Annotated in this window: 12 protein-coding genes, 1 rRNA gene and 1 riboswitch; all 13 genes read right to left on the bottom strand. The window is 37.0% G+C overall.

Annotation, left to right across the window (positions count from 1 at the left end):
* Positions 1 to 77 (bottom strand): 16S ribosomal RNA (locus KHA93_RS22925); the annotation flags it as partial.
* 345 nt (positions 78 to 422) lie between these two features.
* Positions 423 to 1,976: a glutamine-hydrolyzing GMP synthase gene (guaA, locus tag KHA93_RS22920; protein ID WP_213113236.1), complete on the bottom strand. Its 1,554-nt coding sequence runs from the start codon at positions 1,974 to 1,976 to the stop codon at positions 423 to 425.
* Between the two features lie 194 nt (positions 1,977 to 2,170).
* Positions 2,171 to 2,272: riboswitch (purine riboswitch) on the bottom strand.
* 82 nt (positions 2,273 to 2,354) lie between these two features.
* On the bottom strand, positions 2,355 to 4,529 hold the full coding sequence (locus tag KHA93_RS22915) for a transglutaminase TgpA family protein (protein ID WP_213113235.1): 2,175 nt from the start codon (positions 4,527 to 4,529) through the stop codon (positions 2,355 to 2,357).
* Positions 4,526 to 5,749, bottom strand: a complete 1,224-nt coding sequence (locus KHA93_RS22910; RefSeq protein WP_213113234.1) for a DUF58 domain-containing protein — start codon at positions 5,747 to 5,749, stop codon at positions 4,526 to 4,528. Before KHA93_RS22910 ends, KHA93_RS22915 begins: the two co-directional genes overlap by 4 nt.
* A complete protein-coding gene (locus tag KHA93_RS22905; protein WP_213113248.1) occupies positions 5,746 to 6,690 on the bottom strand; it encodes an AAA family ATPase in 945 nt (314 codons plus the stop codon). The genes KHA93_RS22910 and KHA93_RS22905 overlap by 4 nt, the downstream gene beginning before the upstream one ends.
* A gap of 335 nt (positions 6,691 to 7,025) precedes the next feature.
* A complete protein-coding gene (nadE, locus tag KHA93_RS22900) occupies positions 7,026 to 7,853 on the bottom strand; it encodes an NAD(+) synthase (RefSeq protein ID WP_213113247.1) in 828 nt (275 codons plus the stop codon).
* A gap of 19 nt (positions 7,854 to 7,872) precedes the next feature.
* Entirely contained in the window at positions 7,873 to 9,339 is a 1,467-nt protein-coding gene (locus tag KHA93_RS22895) for a nicotinate phosphoribosyltransferase (protein WP_213113233.1), read from the bottom strand.
* An 18-nt stretch (positions 9,340 to 9,357) separates the two neighbouring features.
* Entirely contained in the window at positions 9,358 to 9,915 is a 558-nt protein-coding gene (locus KHA93_RS22890; protein ID WP_213113232.1) for a cysteine hydrolase family protein, read from the bottom strand.
* A gap of 17 nt (positions 9,916 to 9,932) precedes the next feature.
* Positions 9,933 to 10,517: an HAD hydrolase-like protein gene (locus KHA93_RS22885; RefSeq protein ID WP_233711648.1), complete on the bottom strand. Its 585-nt coding sequence runs from the start codon at positions 10,515 to 10,517 to the stop codon at positions 9,933 to 9,935.
* 463 nt (positions 10,518 to 10,980) lie between these two features.
* Positions 10,981 to 11,799 carry a carbohydrate ABC transporter permease gene (locus tag KHA93_RS22880; protein WP_213113230.1) on the bottom strand — a complete coding sequence of 273 codons (819 nt, stop codon included), beginning with the start codon at positions 11,797 to 11,799 and terminating at the stop codon, positions 10,981 to 10,983.
* The gene (locus KHA93_RS22875) at positions 11,792 to 12,667 is read right to left on the bottom strand and encodes a carbohydrate ABC transporter permease (protein ID WP_213113229.1); all 876 of its coding nucleotides are present in this window, start codon (positions 12,665 to 12,667) and stop codon (positions 11,792 to 11,794) included. The genes KHA93_RS22880 and KHA93_RS22875 overlap by 8 nt, the downstream gene beginning before the upstream one ends.
* Positions 12,668 to 12,841: 174 nt before the next feature.
* Positions 12,842 to 14,131, bottom strand: a complete 1,290-nt coding sequence (locus KHA93_RS22870) for an ABC transporter substrate-binding protein (RefSeq protein WP_213113228.1) — start codon at positions 14,129 to 14,131, stop codon at positions 12,842 to 12,844.
* Between the two features lie 244 nt (positions 14,132 to 14,375).
* Positions 14,376 to 17,510, bottom strand: coding sequence for a beta-galactosidase, LacZ type (lacZ, locus tag KHA93_RS22865; RefSeq protein WP_213113227.1), 3,135 nt, complete (start codon positions 17,508 to 17,510; stop codon positions 14,376 to 14,378).
* Between the last annotated feature and the right edge of the window lie 134 nt (positions 17,511 to 17,644).

The raw sequence follows: 17,644 nt of genomic DNA, 5'->3' as shown, positions 1-17,644 counted from the left end.
CCATCCATTCGCTCGACTTGCATGTATTAGGCACGCCGCCAGCGTTCGTCCTGAGCCAGGATCAAACTCTCATATAAGTAGTTGATTAGCTCATAAGCTGGCAATGGTTTAAAACCATTGTTTAAAAATAATTATTGACGTTTGTTTCGTTCAGTTTTCAAAGATCAAACTTTTCCGCCTCGCTCAGAAGCGACTCTATTAATATATCATCTTTTTTCTCGACAGTCAACCTTTTTTAAAAAATATTTTTTGTTTTGAATAATATTTTTTAAGTAGTTTGTTCCGTTGACTGTTTCACTATAGTACCATCTAATACGAGTCTCGTCAATTAATTTTACAAAAAAATTATTCCCTTTATTATCCTAATATAATAAAAAGACCTATTAGTCGAAACTAATAAGTCTACCAAATGTTAGTTCTTCTTATTCCCACTCAATTGTAGCAGGTGGCTTACTCGTAATATCATAAACAACACGGTTAACATGTTCTACTTCATTAACAATTCTTGTAGAGATTTTTTCGAGTACATCCCAAGGAATTCTAGCCCAATCAGAAGTCATGCCATCAATTGACGTTACGGCTCTTATTCCGATTGTGTGATCATATGTGCGGGAGTCTCCCATAACACCAACACTTCGAATATCAGGAAGCACGGTGAAATATTGCCAAATTTCTCTGTCCAAACCAGCTTTTTTAATTTCTTCTCGCAGTATATAGTCAGATTCACGAACAATTTCAAGTTTTTCTTCTGTTATTTCACCCAAAACCCGAATCCCTAGTCCTGGGCCTGGGAATGGTTGGCGCCAAACGATCTCATCTGGAATGCCGAGCTCAGTTCCGAGTGCTCGTACCTCATCCTTAAACAATGTGTTTAAAGGTTCAATTAATTTAAATTGCATATCTTCAGGCAATCCACCCACATTATGATGCGATTTAATCGTTTGGGCTGTTGCCGTTCCACTTTCAATAATATCTGTATACAGTGTTCCTTGGGCTAAAAATTCGATGCCTTCAAGTTTAGTTGCTTCATCATCAAATACATAAATAAATTCATTACCGATAATTTTACGTTTTTGCTCTGGATCTGTTACTCCCTTTAACTTGCCAAGAAAACGATCACTTGCATCAACTTTGATTACATTCATGTGGAAGCCTTCGCTAAATGTCTTCATAACGCTGTCCGCTTCACCTTTACGGAGTAAGCCATGATCGACAAAAATACATGTTAGCTGGTCGCCAATTGCTTTATGGATTAAAACAGCTACTACAGAAGAATCTACACCGCCGCTAAGTGCACATAGAACTTTCTTATTTCCGACTTCTTGACGAATTTTCTCCATTTCTATTTCAATGAAGTTTTCCATCGACCAGTCACCTTTACAGCCACAAATATCAAAAACAAAGTTTTTCAATATTTCATTACCATGAATGGAGTGGCGTACCTCTGGATGGAATTGAACAGCATACAGTTGCTTTTCAACATTGCTCATTGCAGCGATAGGGCAAGATGGATTAGTGGCATCGATTGAAAAGCCTTCAGGTGCCTTTTGAACTAAATCTCCATGACTCATCCAAACAACTTGTTCATTCGGTAGTCCTTTAAATAAAGGAGCACCTTCTTCAATTTGAATCAATGCTTTTCCGTATTCACGGTCCTTCGCTCTTTCGACATGTCCACCGAAATGAACCGTCATTAGCTGCATTCCATAGCAAATTCCAAAAACAGGTATCCCTAAATCAAATAGTTTTTCATCACAGCGAAACGCGTTTTCAGAGTAAACACTATTCGGGCCACCTGAAAGGATAATCCCTTTTGGATTCATTTTTTTAATTTCATCAAAAGAAATGGTATGAGGATGCAATTCGCTATACACACCAAACTCTCGAATCCTTCTGGTGATTAATTGATTATATTGACTTCCAAAATCTAAGACAACAATCATTTCCTGATCTTGCAATTCCGTTTTTCCTGGCATGTTAGACCCTCCGTATTTATAAAATTAGCTGTGTAAAACATGGTGTTGATTTCAGCCACACTCAACAAGTTAGCAAAAATCAATAGTAAGCTTTAACATAGCCATAAAATAAAAAACTGAAATTCCGCCCTCTTCTACTAAGAAGGCAGAATTCCAGTATAAAAAAGAAGACAGAACAAAAGGTTTGCTTGTCCAATGGAAAGAACTGCCTTCATAGTAAGGCCATTTAAGGTGGCCTCGTAGAGACTCCCATTCCATATTAATGGGATTATATGAAGTTTCGCCAATTATACAGATAATTAGGCGTCGTCATGTATTTAATTATTACCACTATAAGATTTAACCTGCGTTTTATTTTAAACCTGATTTAAATCATGGTCAACCAGTTGTTTTTTTAATTAAATTTTCCCATAACTCACTTGCGTATTCCCATTCTGAATCAAGTGAGTCTCCTCTATAGATCGCTCTCTCATAACTTTGTGTTAGGGCACTCATATCTTTAGTATCAAAATGATAGTCGACATAGTTCGCATATTCGCGGAGGGTTTGTCCCATATTCCGCTTCACTCCGAAACGATCAAGCTGTTTTAATAATTCTTCATACGCGTGAACTAGTGTGTCTCCGCCATTCTTTCCTTTATATTTCCACAAAAGGACATATGGTATCCATTTACTTCTTTGCCAATAAGCCAAAGCTCCTATACCGATCGATACAATCAGAATGAAAAATAATATATACTTACTTTTCGCTATGAAGGAACTATCTTTTGAAGATCGCCCTTTTGTTTTATCCTTTTTTGTTTGTTTATTATTTTCCTCTTTCAAATTCTCTTTCTTTTCTAATTCAGTTGGCTTCGAAGGTTGAATAGCTGGTGTAATTGGTGCAGATTCTTTTTTCTCATCATTGAGGATAGTAGCATAGCTACTGAAGCCAATTGTCGGTTCAAACGGTACCCAACCTTGTGTCGGGAAAAAAACCTCTACCCAAGAATGTGCTTCATTATTTGTCACTTTGTATACTCGATCCGTTCCATCAGTCTCTCCGTAATATTGTCCGGCGGCATATCCTTTCGCCCATCTTGCAGGGATTCCAATAGAACGAAGCATCACAACCATAGAAGTAGAAAAATTATCACAATAGCCTTTTTTTGTTTCAAATAAAAACTGATCGACGTAATCTTGTTCCTCCTCTGGAATCGCAACATCGGTTTGATCGTAAACAAAATCGCCATTTTTAAAATATCTTTCAATTGCTTTTGCCTTATCATAAAAATTATCGTGATCTTCTGTTATTTCCTCCGCCAAGTCCCGAACTCTATCAGGTATTGTTTTAGGCAGCTGAGTATTTCTCAACGTAAAGACATTCCCCAAATCACCTGTGGATTGAGTCTCTCGCATTTCTTTTAAACTAAAAGCTGTTCTTACATAATCTATCTCGTAATGATCAAGCTTAGATGGAGTATTATCCGCATTATAGGACAAAAGCTTTTCTCCTGAATCGAATTTAAAATATCCATCTTCATTGCCATGCACCGATAAAAACCCGTAAGGTTGGACGATATGGGGATAGGTAATTTTAAAGTCGAGTCTTGCTTTTCGAGTCGGTTCATCCTCTGTATATACATTGATTTCGTCTCCGGAAAGAAACTCCCCAAACTCCCCCTCACCAATTTTCTCCCAGCCCTTTCCTGTATAATCGTCTTTCGTTTCCACTCTCCAATATTGCTTCGTAGGAGTTTTTACGATAAAAACGACTCTGTTATCTCCTAAAAAAGGACCACCCAATTTCGAATCATCAGGGCTATAGCCAATCCTTGAAACGCCCGACTTTCTTGGAAAAACATTATCTGCCTTCGATTGAATGAACGGAACAGGATCTGGCCAAATCGGACCTGCTTTTGGAGAAGCATAACCAATAAAAACACTCGCAAAAATCATGATAATAAGGGGAATGACCCATTTACCTAATATTTGTTGGCGGTTCCGAATTTGCTCTTTATCAACAAGGCGCTGAAAAAATAAAATACCGAGCAACGTAAAGCCGAAAACAACAATACGGACAATGGCCCACTCTGCATTATAGATTGTAAACGAGTCTAACACTCCAACGTAAAGAACCGTCATGATATAAAATATAAAAATCCTTTTCCTAATCGTCAGCCAGTATGAAAGTAGATAAGTCATAATCCAAAGCAAAATAAAAAATAGCAGCGTTCGAAATATATCTGATAAATCATATACATTTCCCGAAAGCAACATTTTTCCATTTGTATAAATATCCTTTAAAAATGATTTGATCCATTCAAAAAAACTCAGGTACTGACTTCCAAAAACATAAAAAAGAAAAACGATAATTAAGCTCGTCTTTAACAATTGGCGTAGCCATCTATAGACTGGGAGATTATTTAATAGAAGTGAAGCAGCGATAAAAATAACAAAATAATGGATTTCACCTGTATCTGTAATTTGATCAAGTGGTCGTATCCACTCGCATAAAAGCAAGAAACCAAATACATACAAGATTAAGGTAGAAACGAAATGTTTTTTATTCACGCACGCTTCACCTCCGAAAATGCTGTTCGAAACTCATCATCATAAAGTGAAATCATTATGATGCCTTTTTGAAAAGCCGAAGCTTTACATATCAATTCATCTTGGCTCATAGGGTCATTTTTCTTTTTGATGTAATATACAATAAACGTTCCTCTGCGACGCATGTAAGCTCCCGCCTGATCAAGTAATTCCTTACTTAATACAGAAGTAATGACGATCATAACAGCCGGCTGTTTAAAGAGAATGGTTTCCGTTTCAATGATATTCGCTAAAGGAACCGAACTATTCGCTTTTACTTTAGCAAGGTGAAGGAAAATCTGCTGCTGTTGCTGATCACCGCCTCTAATTGGGAAAAAGGCTTTATCCTTTCCTGCAGAAAAAAGACCAATCTGCCCACCGTATTTAAGAACTGATTTTGTGATTGAGGCAGCAAACTTAACTGCTTCTTCAAAATTTTTCGTTTCCGTTCGATCCAATATAATCAGAAGGTCATTTGTTTGCCTAATCTCAAATTCCTTTGACATCATATTATTTGTACGGGCTAGAGCCTTCCAATCAATCCATGAAAAACGATCACCGGGCTGATACTGCCTAATCCCAGCAACGAGTGAAGTATCCTTTTGAAATTGCATAACAGAAGCAGTACCGCCTTGTTCATAATCACTTTCAAGCGAACGGTATTCGATTTCCTCATATTGTGGGTACACTAATAGCACTTCTCGGCAATCAAACCACTTTTCTTTTTCTACTAACCCGAGTGCGTCCCCCGTTTTAAAACGAATCGCTTCAAAAACATGCTCCCCACGAGGAATTTTATCGATTTTATAATAAAATTCGAGATTTCTTTTAAAACCAGGAAATAGAATTTTTTTACTATCCTGGTTATAGATTTCATTGGGAACCCAGTCTGCAACGACTAAAAAAAGAAGAGGGAATGGGATTTTTCTATTTAATGAAACTTTAACCGTTACTTGATCACCAGCACTCAGTTGTGTAGGAAAAAAAACTCTCTCTATTTGAAAATCAGTTAATGGATAAATTAATAAAGCAATAGAGTAGATGGCAAAAGGAAGAAAGCTGAAAAATAAAAACCAGCTGACAAATCCCCCTTGGAACATCGCGAAAGAATATGTTAAGACTAAAAGCAATAGTAAGAAAATCGCACCAAAGGAAGGTTTGATTTTAGCTATAAATCGACTCCGTCTAAACAAGGATTTCATTTAATTACAGCCCTTTTTATTGGGACGTGAGTTTTATCAAGGATATCTTCTAATATTTGTTCAGTCGTGATTCCTTGATATTTTGCATCCGGCTTTAAAATCAACCGGTGAGAAAACACAAATGGCGTCAAATATTGAATATCGTCAGGTATGACATAATCACGTCCAGATAGAAACGCAAGTGATTGGGAAGCTTTCATGAGTGCGATTGATGCACGAGGGCTTGCACCTAGATACACATTCGGATGTATTCTCGTACGATTCGCTAGCTCAACGATATATCGTTTTAAAATATCTTCTACAAAAATTTCTTTTACTTGAAGCTGAAGCTCTCTTAATTCATTAAGTGATATGACTGGCTTTAGTTCTTCAATTGGATGGACTTTTTGTGATCTAGTTAATACTTCTACTTCTTCTATAGCTTCCGGATAGCCCATTTTCATTTTCAATAAAAAACGATCAAGCTGAGCTTCTGGTAACGGATAAGTCCCTTCATATTCAATTGGATTTTGAGTAGCCATAACAAAAAATGGTTTTTCCAATTGGAGAGTGGCACCGTCAACGGTAATACTTTTTTCTTCCATACTCTCCAACAAGGCTGATTGCGTTTTTGGAGATGTACGATTGATTTCATCCGCAAGAATGATATTCCCAACAATCGGTCCTGGTCTAAAAGTAAATTCCATTTCTTTTTGATTATATATGGAGACCCCCAATACATCTGAAGGAAGTAAGTCAGGGGTAAATTGAATTCGTTTAAAGGAGGCGTTTACGGATTTAGCCAAAGCCCGTACCATCATCGTTTTTCCTACTCCAGGAACATCTTCAAGCAACACATGACCTTCCGCTAAAAGGGATAAAAGACTAAGTCGTGCAACGTCCGTCTTTCCAATCATCACTTTCTCAATATTTTGCAAAATCTTTTTAATCTGTTGCTGCATCATATCGCTGTTCATCCTCATACACCCGCCGTCTATATATTTTGTATGCTTGGCTCTGTTAAATTTGTATGTTGATTTCCCCTTCAGTCGCTCGCTTTCTGCGGTTCACAGTGGGACTCCTCAGCGTTAAACTCCGCTGATAGGAAACCCTTGGGTCTTTTTCCTATCTAATCACACTAAATGGCAAATTCAACAATAATATTTAACAAAACAATCTGCTTAACATTAATATTCTGTCTAAAACAGGAAAATCCTCCCGTAAAATGAAAGAAGAAAGGACAGGAAAAAAGTATCAGTTTTTTGATACTTTATACCTGTCCCATTCATTCGTCAATCTATTTCCAAAAGTTGTCAAATATAGTGATTGGTAAATGCCGTTTGTGTGCGGATTTTCGATACAACGCCTCAATTGTATTTTTGGCTGTATCTGACACTTCTTTTCCTTCTAGGTAATCATCAATTTCCTCGTAGGATACCCCAAGGGCCACTTCATCCGGTAGCAATGGTCGATTATCCTCGAGATCCGCTGTTGGAACCTTCATGTATAAATGATCCGGACAGCCGAGCTCCTGTAACAGTTGTCTGCCTTGTCTTTTATTCAAGCGGTAAATGGGAACTAAATCCGAGCCGCCATCGCCATATTTCGTATAGAATCCCGTCAATGCTTCAGCGGCATGATCTGTACCAAGCACAACACAATTATGATAAGCTGCAATGCTGTACCATGCCTTCATGCGTTCCCGCGCTTTTTCATTTCCTTTTGTAAAATCGGTAATGTCGACTCCTGCATCACGTAATGCTTTTACACTTGCATCTACTGCTGCTTTTATATTTACATCATACGTAATATTCGGCTGAATAAAGTTAATAACATCATCCACATCACTAGCATCTGCTTGTGCGCCATATGGAAGACGTACCGCAACAAATTTGTATTCTTTGCTATCTTGTCCTTCATTCAATTCATCAATAGCCAATTGCGCTAGTTTTCCAACAAGTGTTGAATCCTGTCCTCCTGAAATTCCAAGTACAAATCCGTTAAAAAACATATACTTTTTCAAATAGTCCTTCATAAAATCGATACTTTTTCGGATTTCTTCTTGTGCGTCTATTACAGGGAGAACTTTAAGTTCATCAATAATTTGCTTTTGGAGTTCATACATCATGATTCCTCCTGATTTATCATCTTTTCAGTTTACTAACCTTTTCCTTTACTTCCTCAATATTTTTCATTTTATTATTCCAGCATCTTTGACTAAGGTCGACTGGATATTCCTCTGGATTAAGCGATCGTTTATATTCATCCCATAACAGATTAAGACTTTCCTTCGCATATCTCTGGATTTCCTTTAACTCCGGCAATTGATACACTAGCTCACCATTGTCGAAAATGACTTCATGCAAGTTAATCGCATCAAAGTTGGTTACAAACTTACTTATATAAGTATGAACAGGATGAAACATTTTAAGCCGCGGCTCATCTTCAGGCTTCTCGTCCCATAAAGTAATATAATCTCCCTCTGATTTACGATTTATCCTATTTACAATGCGATAAACTTTTTTTCTACTAGGAGTCGTTACCTTTTCAGCATTACTGGAGATTTTGATTGTATCTTCTAATTCACCATGGTCATTTTCAATCGAGACAAGTTTATAAACTGCACCTAATGCCGGCTGATCATAGGCAGTAATTAATTTTGTTCCGACACCCCATGAATCAATCCTTGCTCCTTGTGCTTTTAAATGTAAAATCGTATATTCATCGAGATCACTGGAAGCAAAGATTTTTGCATCTGTCAGCCCTGCCTCGTCCAACATTTTTCTAGCTTCTTTTGACAGGAAAGCCATATCTCCACTATCAAGACGAATACCTTTAAAATCGATCTGGTCGCCGAGCTCTTTTGCAACTTTTATCGCAGCAGGAACACCAGACCTTAAAGTATCATACGTATCTACTAAAAACACACAATCGCGATGGGATTCAGCATATTTCTTAAAAGCCGTATAATCGTCTTTGTACGCCTGAACCATGGAGTGAGCGTGAGTTCCTGCGACAGGCATATCAAAAATCTTTCCAGCGCGAACATTACTCGTTCCATCAAATCCACCAATAAAAGCTGCTCGTGTTCCCCAAAGCGCTGCATCTAGTTCCTGTGCTCTCCTCGACCCAAATTCTAAGGCGATTTCATCACCGACAATTTGTTTTATCCGGGATGCTTTTGTAGCAATCAATGTTTGATAATTCACAATGTTGAGTAAAGCTGTTTCAATAATTTGTGCCTCTACTAGTGGTGCTTCTACTTGCAAAATAGGTTCGTTGTTAAAAACAACTTCCCCTTCTTTCATCGAACGAATCGTTCCAGTAAATTTTAAATTTCTTAAAAAATTGATGAATTCCACATCATAACCGATTTCCTCTTGCAAATACGCTATGTCGGTTTCACTGAAACGGAAATTATTAATATAATGAATGATTTTTTCCAATCCTGCAAAAATGGCATAACCGTTAGCAAAAGGCATTTTTCTAAAATAAAGATCAAAAACAGCTTTACGATTATGAATCCCATCTTGCCAATACGTTTTCGCCATATTTATTTGGTATAAATCTGTATGCAATGCCAAACTATCGTCTTTATAATGATCGTTCATGTAAACCACTCCATAATTTTAGCTTCCCGATACTACTTTCGCTCCCAAGGTCTGAACAAAGTGACCTAACGCCCACTCATGACCAGCTTGATTAAAACTTGCTACAGCATTCTCATGTACAACGATTTGGAAGCCTTTATTGTAAGCATCAACAGCAGTATGCAATACACAAATATCCGTGCAAACACCGCAAAGATGTACTTCTTCTATACCACGCTCACGAAGTTTTATTTCGAGATCTGTGCCTGCAAATGCACTATATCTTGTTTTATCCATATAATAAACGTTCGAGTCATTCTTATGCTTTTCATAAAGCTCATAAAGCTCTCCGTATAAGTCTCTGCCACTTGTTCCTTCAATATTATGCGGTGGAAATAATTTTGCTTCAGGATGATATTGATTTCCATCCGTATGCTTATCAATGGCTAGAACGACAAAGTCACCGTTTTCAATAAATGTTTTTGTTAGTGAAACGATTTTCCCCTCAATATCCTGACCTGGTTTACCGCACGTAAGTCTCCCGTCTTCTGCAACGAAATCATATGTATAGTCCACATTTAGAAGTGCTTTTTTCATTGATCGCTACCTCCAAGTTATTTTAATTTTTCAATCAAAGACATAGTGTACGAATCGATATGTAAATCTGCCTCGATCTCATCATTTTGAAAAGCACAAGTTTTCAATCCAACCGCTTTGGCAGGAATTAAATCAAGTGCACGATCTCCAATTGCCCAGTCTAATTGATATTTATTATGAACATATTCATATGCTGCTACATCAGGTTTTCTTGGAAACCCGTCATCATCAGGACTGACAATTTCATCGAAATAGTCGTATAATCCCCATTTCACAAGCAGCTCTTTCGTCGATGTTTTTGTGCGATGTGTCACAATCACATTTACATCAGCCGTCGCTAAAATGAACTCAATCCCTTCAAAAGGAGGACTTTCTGCCTCGGCTTGAGCATGATCTAATTCTTTAAATCGTTCTCTAAATTCTTCTGATATGCCAAAGTATGCAAATGCTTCTTTCGATGTTCTTTTGAGCCAACGAAGCGCCTCATTTTTATTTACGGATTTCCCATGGACTTCTTCATACACAGAACAAAAACTATTTAATATTGCAGGATACGTATCAAAAATCGTTCCATCCAAGTCCCACAATAGTCGCAATGACATCACTCCTTGCCGTTCAAACATACAACGTTCGTTCTGACTTTATATTCTGAAACTAATATACATTATATAATATACCTTCTTACTTTTCATTGCTTTATTTTTTTTTGACTATTTTTTTAAGTTATTTAAATGGTTGGAAGTACGGAGCATGAATCGTGATTTTTTTTAGGGTTTCCGTTAGAGCTCTAACGGAAATTGGGGAATAAAGTTATGATTTCTGCCTCGTTTTTAATATAGGAACTGTTTTTCTGTTTTTTCATTTTCTATCTCAATCCATGTCCGATCGAGAAGGAATTTTGTTTTCATTTTTTCTGTTTCAATCCAGGTCTGTCTCGATTCCGATCAAATCAAGACTGTATTCGGACATTCTGGCAGTTATAGTCTCAATTCAGCATTATCTAGACCACTCTCTCCTCATCCTTACAAAAAAAACTTGCAGAGAGAAGAATCTGCTCTACAAGCTTTATTTTACCGATCCCATCATTCCAGCGACAAAATGCCTTTGCATGAGGAAAAACACTAGCGCTGTCGGTAACGTGGCAATAACAATCGCTGTCATAATGACTCCGTAGTCAGGCGAGTAGCCGGCTCCTAGATTTGAGATGAGTAACGGAATTGTTCTTTTCTCTGGGGTTTGTAAAATAACTAACGGCCATAAATAATTGTTCCAGCTGGACATGAAGGTAATGATTGCGGCAGCTGCATACGTTGTTTTCATCGTTGGAAGGAATATACGTAAAAAGATTCCAATTTCACTTAGACCATCAATGCGACCCGCCTCGATTAGTTCCTTGGAAAACATTTTCGTGCTTTGTCTAAAGAAAAAGATTAAGAAAGCTGTCGTAATTGTCGGTAGTACAACTGCAGCCAACGTATCAATACCGAACATCGGCACAACTTGCGATATACTTCCAAACATACGATATAAAGGGACCATTAAGGCTGCGAACGGAATCATCATTGATAACAAAAGAAAGTTAAATACTGCATCTTTTCCTGAACTTCTATATATTTCAAATCCATATCCCGCTAAAGATGCAATCAATAAAGCCAATATTGTTGTTGAAATGGAGACGATGAAGGAATTAATTAATGCCGGAACGATTTCAACGGTTGTAAATAACATTCTAAGATTTTCCCATAAATAATTCCCAGGTACTAATCGTCCCCTCGTAACGTCTACCGATTTATTTGTCATGCTTATAATCATCCATAAAAAAGGAAAGATCGAGACAAATGCAGCTACGCTTAAAAAAAGATAGATGAAAAATCGTTTAAACATCACGTTCACCTGCCACTTTAAACTGTAAAATTGAGAACAACACAATCAGAATTACAATCACATAAGAAACGGTTGCTGCATATCCAAAGTCCGGCGTGTATTTAAATGAGAGATTATATATGTATTGCGATATGGAAGTTGTGGTATTGCCAGGACCGCCTTTCGTAATATTCATAATCTCATCAAAAATTTGTAGCGTTCCGATAGTTGAAGTAATTGAAGTAAACAGGATGATCGGTTTTAACAAAGGAATCGTAATTTTAAAAAACTGGTGAACACCGGAGGCCCCATCAATCTTAGCTGCTTCATAAATGGATGGGTCAACGTTTTGTAGTGCTGAAAGATAGAAAATCATATTATATCCAGTCCAGCGCCATGTAATCGCAATGATGATCGTTATTTTTGCCCAAAAGGGATTGGTTAACCAAGTAATAGGATCGGGGATCAACGATAATGACAATAAAAACTTATTCACTAAGCCGTTTGTAGCAAATAAGTATTTAAAAATAACAGAATAAGCAACAAGTGAAGTCACACAAGGCAAAAAAATCGCCGTTCTAAAAAATCCTTTAAATTTCAATGTCCTGTCATTCAATAACACAGAAATAAATAAAGCCAAAATTATCATGATTGGAACTTGAACGATTAAATAAATAAAAGTATTCGTGATAGCAGCAATAAATGTAGGATCACTAAATAGTCGAATATAATTATGCAGCCCTACAAAATGTAGATTCGCCCCTGCACCTGATTTAAAGGATAAAAGTAACGCCTGAATCATTGGATAAAAGTAAAACCAACAAATAAAGATGACTGAAATCAAGACAAAAGACCAACCAATTGTATTACTTTTTAACCGATAATTCACGGCTCTTTCACTCCTAACCTGAAGCTCTTATCCAATAATCTTGGGCAATATACTTTAATAAAGTGATCTCAAACTAACGGTTGATCTAAAGAAAACATAACCGCCCTACAATACATTGAAAGTGCACGCGAGATCAACTCGCGTGACCTTCTCTACCTTTTTCCCAATGTTTTTTTATTTCAACTGTGCCTCGGCTTGTTGCTGTGCATCTTTCAATACATCATCAATGTTTTTTCCACTTAAATAATTCTGCATTTCTGCTACTAAAATATCTTCAATCGCATACGTATGCATTCCATAATTTACACTCGGAATCTCGGACATCCATTTTGAGAAATCCTCAATAACCTTTTGGCCGCCAAAGAAATCATCACCACTTTTATACGCTTCACCGTCAGTTGCTGGTTTATACGTACCTAATGCTCCAACTTCTTTTACAAGCTTTTGGTAAAAGTCTTTATTGGAGCCGAATGTTTTTCCTAGAAATTCGGCCGCTTTTTCTTTTCCATCAATATTTAAAACATAAAATGAACTTCCACCAAGGTTTGATGCATTAACTGCTCCTTTTACGGGTAATCTCGGAATTGGAACGACAGCCCATTTTCCAGATTGGGATGCTTCAGCTTTAATACTAGGAGTTATCCAGTTCCCTGTTGGCACTCCAGCAATATCACTATTGTTAAATGCAGCTAAGAATTGACTCCAATCAGATGTTGTTACAGCTATTTTTTCATCCAACAAAGTTTTATAAACTCTAAATGCTTCTTTTAACGCTTCATTTCCAGCTAGATTTGGTGTTACCCCATCATCTTTCAAATACCATGATCCCGCCGATTGAATCATCATACGAATAGTACCTAAATCATTCGGATCGAGTGTCAAGAAACCCTTTCCTACTTTATCTCTAATCGTTTTTCCACGTTCAATAAATTCGTTCCAATCAATATCGCGAACATCGTCGAGAGTCAGTCCAGCATCCTTCAACATATCCGTACGAACATATAACCCGGCTACTCCTGTATCAAACGGCAACCCGTATTGTTTTCCATTAAAACTCGTTGGGGCTATTTTATAATCAGCAAAATCTTTCGGATTAAAGTATTGTGAGATTTCATAAAAAGCATCTGGGTAAGCTTGCAAAAAGCTTTGTGCCCGATAGTCTTCTATTAAAACGATATTAGGCATTCCTTTCATCGTGCCCGAACTTAATCCCGTGTTTAACTTTTGAACAATATCCGGTTGTCCGTTTTCAATAACTCTCAATTTATAATCTTTATTACCTGTGTAATTGGCTTCAGCTAGTTTCAGTGCTGCTATATTAAATTTTGGATCCCATGCCCAAGCAGTAATCTTATTAATGCCCTTATTTGTGGAGGTCTGTCCTCCACCTTTATTGGACGACCCCGTCGAACAAGCCGTTACCATCAAAATCGTCGTTAACAATAAAAAAAACATTCGTTTCAATATAATCCCCCCGCATAAGGTTTAAGTTCTTGAATTTAGTTTGGAAATTAATTCAGATATTATGCATGGAGCACATAAAAAGGATGTCCTTGTGAAAGATGAAACACATCATTAGGACATCCTGTAAAAATTATATTTAAATTAATCGAGATAAATATTCGGTGATGGTCTATCTCGATTTGTGTTCAATCGAGACTGTATTCCGAAAAACGAAAAAGTTCTGTCTCGATTTACAATAAGCTATTTATTTTCTAATTGGACTTAATGTAAACGAATATCGATATACTTGGTCAGCATATATTGTGAATTCTGGATGAGTTTTTTGACTCCAGCTATCGTCGCCGCCTATACCCATTTGTTTGTAATTTAGTCTTACCACAGTTTGCTTACTATCTGGTAATTTATAAGAATGGCTAGCCTCTTCTAATTCAAAAGGTGTATATGGAAGGACATTAGCTTCCAATGTTGGAAGACCAGAAACCTTTATCCCATTTCCATTCCCATCTGCAATCGTAATCCATCTAACTTCAGTTTTATTACCACATTCTTGTGGTTTTAAATACGGTACATATTGATCCTTCACTTTTCCTTCGTATAGACCAATTTTCGCGCCTTTTTCTTTATCAATATAGTTCTCATGTGGACCCTTACCATACCACTTGAGATTATCAAAGCTTGAATCCATCGAAAATAGAATGCCGACTTCTGGAATTTCCGGTAAATTACTTCCTGGTGTCAATTCGTAATTTACTTCAATCGAACCTGAATTTTCAATTATATAAGTGATTTTACATGTTGAAGCATCCATCGTCGGAATATTGTACGTTACTGTAACATTAACTTTATCGTTCGCTTCATCAACAAAGAAAGATTGTAGCTCTCGATGCTCACCAGCTTCACGCCATGTAGCAGCACGTTTATCCAATTCATTTCCTCTATCATTATCAGTCATCGCTCTCCAAAAGTTTGGAGCAATTGGCGTTTGTAGCATTTCTAGTCCTGAAATCTGATATGATTCTAGATCACCTGTAACTTTGTTAAATATAATAGAGAAATGATCTCCTAATATGGTCATACCAGTATCTTTATCTTCTGTTTTTAATACACTGGACACAGCCCCTGAAGCCTTTTCGTCAATATCACTTTTCAACACAAACTGTTCAAAGGCAATTTCATGACCTTTTTCCGCCCATACTGTTGCTTCCTTAAGATGGAGGCTTACAGTTAGAACGAGTTCTCCATGGGATGAAGCAAAATCTTCCAATGTAAATCCAAGTTGAATGTTAGCATTAGACTTTGGTTCGACACTAACATTAGCTATTCCAGTTTTTATAACTTCCCCGTTCCCTGTTACTTGCCAATGTAGCTCAACATCACTTAAGTCAGAAAACAGATTCTTATTTTTAATCGTAATTTCGCCTATTTCAAGATTTGCATCATAGAACTCCACATTTTGATAGCATTTTTTCACTTCAAAAATTTTCGGAGTTACCGTTCCATCGGCAAAAATCAGACCGTTTCCAGAAAAGTTACCGTCATGAGGAGACTCTCCAAAATCCCCACCATAAGCTAAAAATTCAATGCCATCTTCGGTTTTTGTTCGAATAGCTTGATCTCGCCAATCCCAAATAAAGCCACCTTGTAAAATAGGATACTTATCAAATAACTCGGTATATTGATACAAGTTCCCGCAGGAATTTCCCATCGCATGGGCATATTCACAAATAATATAAGGCTTGGCTTGTGTTGATGACTTTTCCGCTTCCAGTGCGTATTGTTCAACCAATGTAGGTGACTTATACATCGTACTTTCAATATCAGAAGCTGCTTCAGAAGGACGATAATGGAATACCCCTTCATAATGAACAAGGCGAGTAGGATCAATTTCTTTAAAAAAGTCATGCATTTTCAAGAAATTGTCTCCACCAAATGATTCGTTTCCAAGTGACCATATGACGATGGATGGATGATTTTTATCACGCTGGAACATCGAATTACAACGATCTAATACATTTTCTGTCCATTCAGGTTTGCTGCCAGGCACTGTATCTTCTAATTCTTGTTGGCCGTAATACCAAGTTCCATGTGTTTCTAGATTATTTTCGTCTATGACATAAAGACCATACTCATCACATAATTCATACAAATAAGGGTTATTCGGATAATGAGACGTGCGAACCGCATTAATATTATGCTGCTTCATTAACGTAATGTCGTGAACCATATCTTCAAAATCGATAGCACGACCTTTATCTGCTGAAAATTCATGACGATTGACACCTTTAAAAATAATCCGTTCGCCATTGATTTTCATTAACCCATCTTTTAATTCAAATTTACGGAATCCTACTTTACAGCTTACGGTTTCAACAATTTCTCCATCTGCATCTTTCAAACTCAGCACAAGAGTGTATAAATTAGGATGCTCCGCACTCCATTTCAAAGGATTTTTAATCAATGCTGACGTAGATATTTTTACATCAACTTTCTCAGAAATATCCACTTGAACAACGAGTGGGCTTTGCAGAACCGCCTGTTGATTTTGATCAAATAAGATTGCTTCGAAAACTTGATTCTCAATACTCTCTTCAAAATAATTCGAAATCTTTGCCTGGATGTTTAATTCCGAATCTTGATATTCTTCATCAAGCTCAGTCGTAACAAAGAAATCTTGGATGTGAACGTGAGGAGTTGAATATAAAAATACATCTCTGAAAATACCACTCATTCTCCAAAAATCCTGATCCTCTAGCCAACTCGCATCACACCAACGATACACTTCTACAGCAAGCTTATTTTCGCCCTCTTGTAAATATGGAGTCAAATCGAATTCGGCAGGCGTGAATGTATCCTCACTGTATCCGACTAAATCTCCATTCAACCAAACATAAAAAGCTGATTCAACACCTTGAAAGCTTATGTACACAGGTTGTCCATCCCATGACTCTGGCACGGTGAACGTTTGGATATACTGCCCAACAGGATTATAGTTTGTTGGAGCAAATGGTGGCTTGATGTCTTCTTTTTCAATCCAAGGATAACGAACATTCGTATATTGCGGATAATCATACCCTTGAAGCTGCCAATGTGCCGGAACTTTAATCTCATCCCAACTACTGCTATTAAAATCCGTTTTATAAAAGTTTTCATTCCTTTTATCAGGATTTTCAGAAAATGAAAACTTCCATTGTCCATTTAGAGATTTGAAATACTTCGAAGACTTTCGATTTCCTTCTAATGCTTCTTCAACCGTCTGAAATGGCATTAACGTCGCATGGGCTTCCAATCTGTTTAATTGAAAAATTTCAGGATTGTTATTCCACTCTGGGTATCCATTTTTCGGTGGACTATAAAAAAATTTCCCCTTTTGCTTTCGCATTCATGATCCCTCACTTTATTCATTTATTCTCTTTCAACTTTTTAATTTTACACCTGAATATATAATTGTTCTAGTTTCAAAATCCACATGAATTTTATTAATTTCGATGACTGATTAGAAGCATTTTATGCTGG

This window comes from Lederbergia citrisecunda, from assembly GCF_018343695.1.
GTDB classification, from domain to species: domain Bacteria; phylum Bacillota; class Bacilli; order Bacillales; family Bacillaceae_C; genus Lederbergia; species Lederbergia citrisecunda.
Note: the sequence above shows the minus strand (reverse complement) of the source record. Positions and strands in the feature narration are given on the sequence as shown.

What these genes read in the sequence shown, in the direction of transcription:
- nadE (WP_213113247.1), bottom strand. Translation starts at nt 7,853, where the DNA reads ATGTATGAACTCCAAAAGCAAATTATTGATGAACTTAAAGTTCTCCCT.
- KHA93_RS22895 (WP_213113233.1), bottom strand. Translation starts at nt 9,339, where the DNA reads ATGAACGATCATTATAAAGACGATAGTTTGGCATTGCATACAGATTTA.
- KHA93_RS22885 (WP_233711648.1), bottom strand. Translation starts at nt 10,517, where the DNA reads ATGTCATTGCGACTATTGTGGGACTTGGATGGAACGATTTTTGATACG.
- KHA93_RS22890 (WP_213113232.1), bottom strand. Translation starts at nt 9,915, where the DNA reads ATGAAAAAAGCACTTCTAAATGTGGACTATACATATGATTTCGTTGCA.
- KHA93_RS22910 (WP_213113234.1), bottom strand. Translation starts at nt 5,749, where the DNA reads ATGAAATCCTTGTTTAGACGGAGTCGATTTATAGCTAAAATCAAACCT.
- lacZ (WP_213113227.1), bottom strand. Translation starts at nt 17,510, where the DNA reads ATGCGAAAGCAAAAGGGGAAATTTTTTTATAGTCCACCGAAAAATGGA.
- guaA (WP_213113236.1), bottom strand. Translation starts at nt 1,976, where the DNA reads ATGCCAGGAAAAACGGAATTGCAAGATCAGGAAATGATTGTTGTCTTA.
- KHA93_RS22880 (WP_213113230.1), bottom strand. Translation starts at nt 11,799, where the DNA reads ATGTTTAAACGATTTTTCATCTATCTTTTTTTAAGCGTAGCTGCATTT.
- KHA93_RS22905 (WP_213113248.1), bottom strand. Translation starts at nt 6,690, where the DNA reads ATGCAGCAACAGATTAAAAAGATTTTGCAAAATATTGAGAAAGTGATG.